Below are 5,395 nucleotides of genomic sequence, written 5' to 3'. Positions count from 1 at the left end.
CGACGGGCTGACACACCGGCACGGCCCCGACCCACCCACGCACCCCCAGGCGCACCCCCGCCCAACCGCCGGAGGCACCCCGCACCTGGCGACGGGCCGACGCACCGGCACAGCCCCGACCCACCACCCACCCGCACGCGGAGAGCGGCGCAGCCGCTACTCAAAGGGGCGCGAGGCTGTGACATATGCGGCTCCGCCGCGCGGGCGCGACCAGCCACGAACCACCCGCACACGCCACACCCCAGAACCCCCCGAGCCCCCAGGCGCGCCCCGCCCCACCTCGCCCCACCCCCGACTGTCCGTGGCCTCGGATACGGTTCCCCCATGGCTGCCCGTACCAAATCCACCAAGGACCGCCCGTCCTACCGCTGCACAGAATGCGGCTGGCAGACGGCCAAGTGGCTCGGTCGCTGCCCCGAATGCCAGGCATGGGGCACGATCGAGGAGTACGGCACCCCCGCGGTCCGTACGACAACCCCCGGCCGAGTCACCACGTCCGCCCTCCCCATCGGCCAGGTGGACGGCCGCCAGGCCACCGCCCGCACCACCGGCGTCCCCGAACTCGACCGAGTCCTGGGCGGCGGCCTCGTCCCCGGCGCCGTGGTCCTCCTCGCCGGCGAACCCGGCGTGGGCAAGTCCACGCTCCTCCTGGACGTGGCCGCGAAGTCGGCCAGCGCGGAGCACCCCACCCTGTACGTCACCGGCGAGGAGTCGGCCAGCCAGGTCCGCCTCCGGGCGGACCGCATCGACGCCCTTCACGACCACCTCTATCTCGCGGCCGAGACCGACCTGTCCGCAGTCCTCGGCCACTTGGACGAGGTCAAACCCTCCCTCCTCATCCTCGACTCCGTACAGACCGTCGCATCCCCGGAGATCGACGGCGCCCCCGGCGGCATGGCCCAGGTCCGCGAGGTCGCCGGCGCCCTCATCCGCGCCTCGAAGGAACGCGGTATGGCGACGCTCCTGGTGGGCCACGTCACCAAGGACGGCGCGATCGCGGGCCCCCGCCTCCTCGAACACCTCGTCGACGTCGTGCTGCACTTCGAGGGCGACCGCCACGCCCGCCTCCGCCTGGTCCGCGGCGTCAAGAACCGCTATGGCGCCACGGACGAGGTCGGCTGCTTCGAGCTGCACGACGAGGGCATCACGGGCCTCGCCGACCCGAGCGGCCTGTTCCTGACCCGCCGCGACGAAGCGGTTCCCGGCACCTGCCTCACCGTCACCCTGGAGGGCCGCCGCCCGCTGGTCGCCGAAGTGCAGTCCCTCACAGTCGACTCGCAGCTCCCCTCCCCCCGCCGCACAACAAGCGGCCTCGAAACCTCCCGTGTCTCGATGGTGCTGGCCGTCCTGGAGCAGCGCGGAAAAATCAGCGCCCTGGGCAAGCGGGACATCTACTCGGCGACGGTCGGCGGCGTGAAGCTCTCCGAACCTGCCGCGGACCTCGCGATCGCGCTCGCCCTGGCGTCGGCGGCGAGCGACACCCCGCTCCCCAAGAACCTCGTGGCGATCGGCGAAGTGGGGCTCGCCGGTGAGGTCAGAAGGGTCACGGGCGTCCAACGCCGCCTCTCCGAAGCCCACCGCCTCGGCTTCACCCACGCGCTCGTTCCGTCCGATCCCGGCAAGATTCCTCCCGGTATGAAGGTCCTGGAAGTCGCCGACGTGGGGGACGCCCTGCGGGTACTGCCCCGATCGCGTCGACGAGAGGCCCCACGGGAGGAGGAGGACCGCCGGTAGACTTTGCCCAGGTCTCGCCCGTCCGTACGAACCACATGTGCGAAACGGGAGCGCCCCAGAACCTGCGACCGGAGGAGTGCAGTGGCAGCCAACGACCGGGCAGCAGCTCCCGGAAAGTCCGGTGGGAGTGCCGGTTCCGATGGCCTGATGCGCGCCTCACTGAGCGCTGTGGCACCGGGCACCCCATTGCGCGACGGCCTGGAGCGGGTGCTCCGCGGCAACACGGGCGGACTCATCGTCCTCGGCTCCGACAAGACCGTCGAAGCCATGTGTACGGGCGGTTTCGTGCTGGATGTCGAGTTCACGGCCACGCGCCTGCGTGAACTGTGCAAGCTGGACGGCGGCATCGTGCTGTCCTCGGACCTGTCGAAGATCCTGCGCGCGGGCGTCCAACTGCTCCCCGACCCCACGATCCCCACGGAAGAGACCGGCACCCGCCACCGCACCGCCGACCGCGTCAGCAAACAGGTAGGCTTCCCGGTCGTTTCGGTCTCCCAGTCCATGCGTCTGATCGCCCTCTACGTCGACGGGCAGCGCCGCGTCCTGGAGGACTCGGCGGCGATCCTCTCCCGCGCGAACCAGGCCCTTGCCACTCTGGAGCGTTACAAGCTCCGTCTCGACGAGGTCGCGGGCACGCTGTCGGCGCTGGAGATCGAGGACCTGGTGACCGTCCGGGATGTCTCGGCGGTCTCCCAGCGACTGGAGATGGTTCGCCGTATCGCCACCGAAATCGCCGAATACGTGGTGGAACTGGGCACGGACGGCCGCCTCCTGGCCCTCCAGCTCGACGAGTTGATCGCGGGCGTCGAACCGGAACGCGAACTGGTCGTCCGGGACTACGTCCCCGAACCCACGGCCAAACGTTCCCGTACGGTCGACGAGGCCCTGTCCGAACTCGACGCCCTCACCCACGCCGAACTCCTCGAACTCCCCACCGTCGCCCGGGCCCTCGGCTACACCGGCTCGCCCGAAGGCATGGACTCCGCGGTCTCCCCCCGAGGCTTCCGCCTCCTGGCCAAGGTCCCCCGCCTCCCCGGCGCCATCATCGACCGCCTGGTGGAACACTTCGGCGGTCTCCAGAAACTCCTGGCCGCGAGCGTCGACGACCTCCAAACGGTGGACGGCGTGGGCGAGGCCCGAGCGCGAAGCGTACGGGAAGGCCTGTCGCGCTTGGCGGAGTCGTCGATCCTGGAGCGCTACGTGTAGCCTCCGGCGGCCGGCCGAGGCGTGCGCGCCCCCGTAAGGGGCGCGGGGTTGTGTCGATGGGTGGCTCCGCCGCATGGGGCGAGCAATCACGACGACCCCAGAGCCAACCCCGACGAACCCGCAGCCGCTCCCGAATCCCGCACCGACCGAGCTCTTGGAAGAACGGTCCCCGGGACTCTGCCTGCCGTCAGTCCTTCTCCAACACGAAGGACTGACGCGCCTCCCCCAGACCCGGTGCCGTGGCCTCGACCCAGTACGTCCCGGCCGGCGCTGAACCCGCCGACGGCGTCGCACAGTTGGGCGCGCTGGGATCCCGGTTCCACTCCAGCGCGTAGGTGACCTCGTCACCCGCCGGTACCCGGAAGAACAGGCTGCCCGCACTCTCATGGCAGTCGTCGGAAGACCAGAACGCCGCGTCGGCCCCGGTCTTGGTGATCGTCACCACCGTGTGGTCAGGCCCGAGGTCGAGCTTGCAGTCGCTGCCGGAGGAGTTACGGGCGACAAGCTCGAACGTGGGGTTCGTACCGGGCTCGTAGGAGTTACGCACACTGCGCACGCTCAACTTCACGGCGCTGCCGGTGCAGACGGGAAGAGCGGAACTCGCCGGAACCTGCTCGCCGGAGGTGCTTCCGCCACTGCCGTTGGCCCCGCCGTCCGACGTACCGCCCCCGGCGGCACCGGTGTCGCCGGCGGTCCCGCCGTTCTCGGAGCCGGACCCCGTGCCACCACTCGACCCCGAACTGTCGCCCCCGGCGCTGGACTCGTCGCCCGACTCGTCACGCCCGCCCGGCGCTTCGCTGATCGCGGGCCCGGAACCGGACGGCCCGGGAGTGATGGAGGGCGCGGGATTCTTGCCGTTGGGCTCGCCCGCGTTGTTCCCGCCGCCACCGCCACCGCTGGTGACCACCCAGACGACCAGTAGCACGAGGACACCGACGACGGCCAGCAGAATTGCCCTCCGTCGCCAGTAGATGGTGGAGGGAAGCGGCCCGACCGGATTGCGCAGAGATCCCACGGCGCAAACTGTACGAGAGATCCGGGACTTCCCTTGCCCCACCCGCCGCCCGGAACCTCAACTTTTCCGGATCATCATCCCGGTAGCCCCCGTCATGAGCGGTACGGTGCGGCTCGTGATCGCGGAGTGTGACCGATAGGGTCGACTACATACGGTCCGTGATGGCAGTGGCGTCGTCCGGCATCACCAACTCTCCACATTCTCCGAACCGTTCGCGGTCGCGTCCCTTGCAGCTCTGGCCACAACTGCGGCCCGGCCACCGGCCGACCGTCGGCTCCCGCACCCCCCTGCCACAATCGTCCTCACCACCGGAACACGCTGGAGGAGACGATGAACGCCGTGTCGCCGGATTCAAGGCCGTTGCGGAAGCTCGGCTTTCTGACCATCGGGCTGTTCGACGGGGCGGACCCCCGCCGGGGCCACGAGTCGACACTGGAGATCATCGAGCTGGGCGAACGGCTCGGCTTCGACAGCGCCTGGCTGCGCCATCGTCATCTGCAGTACGGCATCTCCTCCCCCGTCGCCGTCCTCGCCGCCGCCTCCCAGCGCACCACCCGTATCGAACTCGGCACGGCCGTCATCCCGTTGGGCTGGGAGAACCCGCTCCGTCTCGCCGAGGACCTGGCCACGGTCGACCTGCTCTCCGGCGGTCGGCTCAACCCCGGTGTCAGCGTGGGACCGCCGATGCACTACGATACCGTCAAGTCGGCGCTGTACCCGGACACCGCCGATGCCGAGGACTTCGGCTTCGAACGGGTACGGCGGCTCCTCGACTTCGTGCGCGGGGAGCCGGCCACCGACTTCAGTGGCACGGAGGGGTTCGAGGTCTTCTCGGACCGCGTGCAGCCGCAGTCGGCGGGGTTGGGTGGTCGTATGTGGTACGGGGGTGGCAGCCTGCGATCGGCTCGGTGGGCCGGTGAGAACGGGATGAACTTCCTTACCAGCAGCGTCGTCAAGGCCGATGGAGCCGACGACTCGTCAGGGACGCTCGACTTCGCCGAGATTCAGCTGTCCCATGTGCGGGAGTTCCGGGCGCGTCATCCCGACGGGGAGCGTGCTCGGGTCTCGCAGGGGCTCGTCGTCATCCCGACCGATTCCGCGACGGCGGAGCAGCGGGCGAAGTACGAGGCGTATGCGGCGGCGCGGTTGCCTCGGACCTTCGCGCCGCAGGGGCCGGGGCGGCTGCTCTTCGCGCCCGATCTGGTCGGGACGTCGGCCGAGATCGGTGAGCGGTTGCGTGCGCATGTGGCGTTCCGTGAGATCGATGAGGTGGCCTTCGCGTTGCCGTTCACCTTCGATCATGAGGACTATGTGCAGATTCTCACGGATATCGCCACGAAGTTGGGGCCGGAGCTGGGCTGGTGTGCGGCCGTCTGAGCCCGGCGTTTTTCGCCCCCGCCGCCCCTACCCATTCCCATCCCCAGGGGCGGCTGCCCCTTC

Annotated in this window: 4 protein-coding genes; 3 read left to right on the top strand and 1 reads right to left on the bottom strand. The window is 70.0% G+C overall.

The features are described 5' to 3' along the window. Nucleotides 1-324 precede the first annotated feature (324 nt). A complete protein-coding gene (radA, locus tag STRIP9103_RS20550; protein ID WP_009315987.1) occupies nt 325-1,734 on the top strand; it encodes a DNA repair protein RadA in 1,410 nt (469 codons plus the stop codon). A gap of 81 nt (nt 1,735-1,815) precedes the next feature. Beyond that, nucleotides 1,816-2,940 (top strand): DNA integrity scanning diadenylate cyclase DisA, encoded by a 1,125-nt coding sequence (gene disA / locus STRIP9103_RS20545; protein WP_009315988.1) that lies wholly within the window; start codon nt 1,816-1,818, stop codon nt 2,938-2,940. A 187-nt stretch (nt 2,941-3,127) separates the two neighbouring features. Here the strand turns inward: disA and STRIP9103_RS20540 are convergent, their stop codons facing one another. Further along, complete coding sequence (locus STRIP9103_RS20540) at nt 3,128-3,955, bottom strand: hypothetical protein (RefSeq protein ID WP_009315992.1); 828 nt, start codon at nt 3,953-3,955, stop codon at nt 3,128-3,130. Nucleotides 3,956-4,285: 330 nt separating this feature from the next. Between STRIP9103_RS20540 and STRIP9103_RS20535 the strand changes: the two genes are divergently transcribed. After that, nucleotides 4,286-5,332 carry an LLM class flavin-dependent oxidoreductase gene (locus tag STRIP9103_RS20535; RefSeq protein WP_009315996.1) on the top strand — a complete coding sequence of 349 codons (1,047 nt, stop codon included), beginning with the start codon at nt 4,286-4,288 and terminating at the stop codon, nt 5,330-5,332. Nucleotides 5,333-5,395 lie beyond the last annotated feature (63 nt).

Origin of the sequence: Streptomyces ipomoeae 91-03 (assembly GCF_000317595.1) — a bacterium.
In the GTDB taxonomy this organism is placed as follows: domain Bacteria; phylum Actinomycetota; class Actinomycetes; order Streptomycetales; family Streptomycetaceae; genus Streptomyces; species Streptomyces ipomoeae.
The sequence above is the reverse complement of the archived record's forward strand: the minus strand, read 5'-3'. Positions and strand labels throughout refer to the sequence as shown.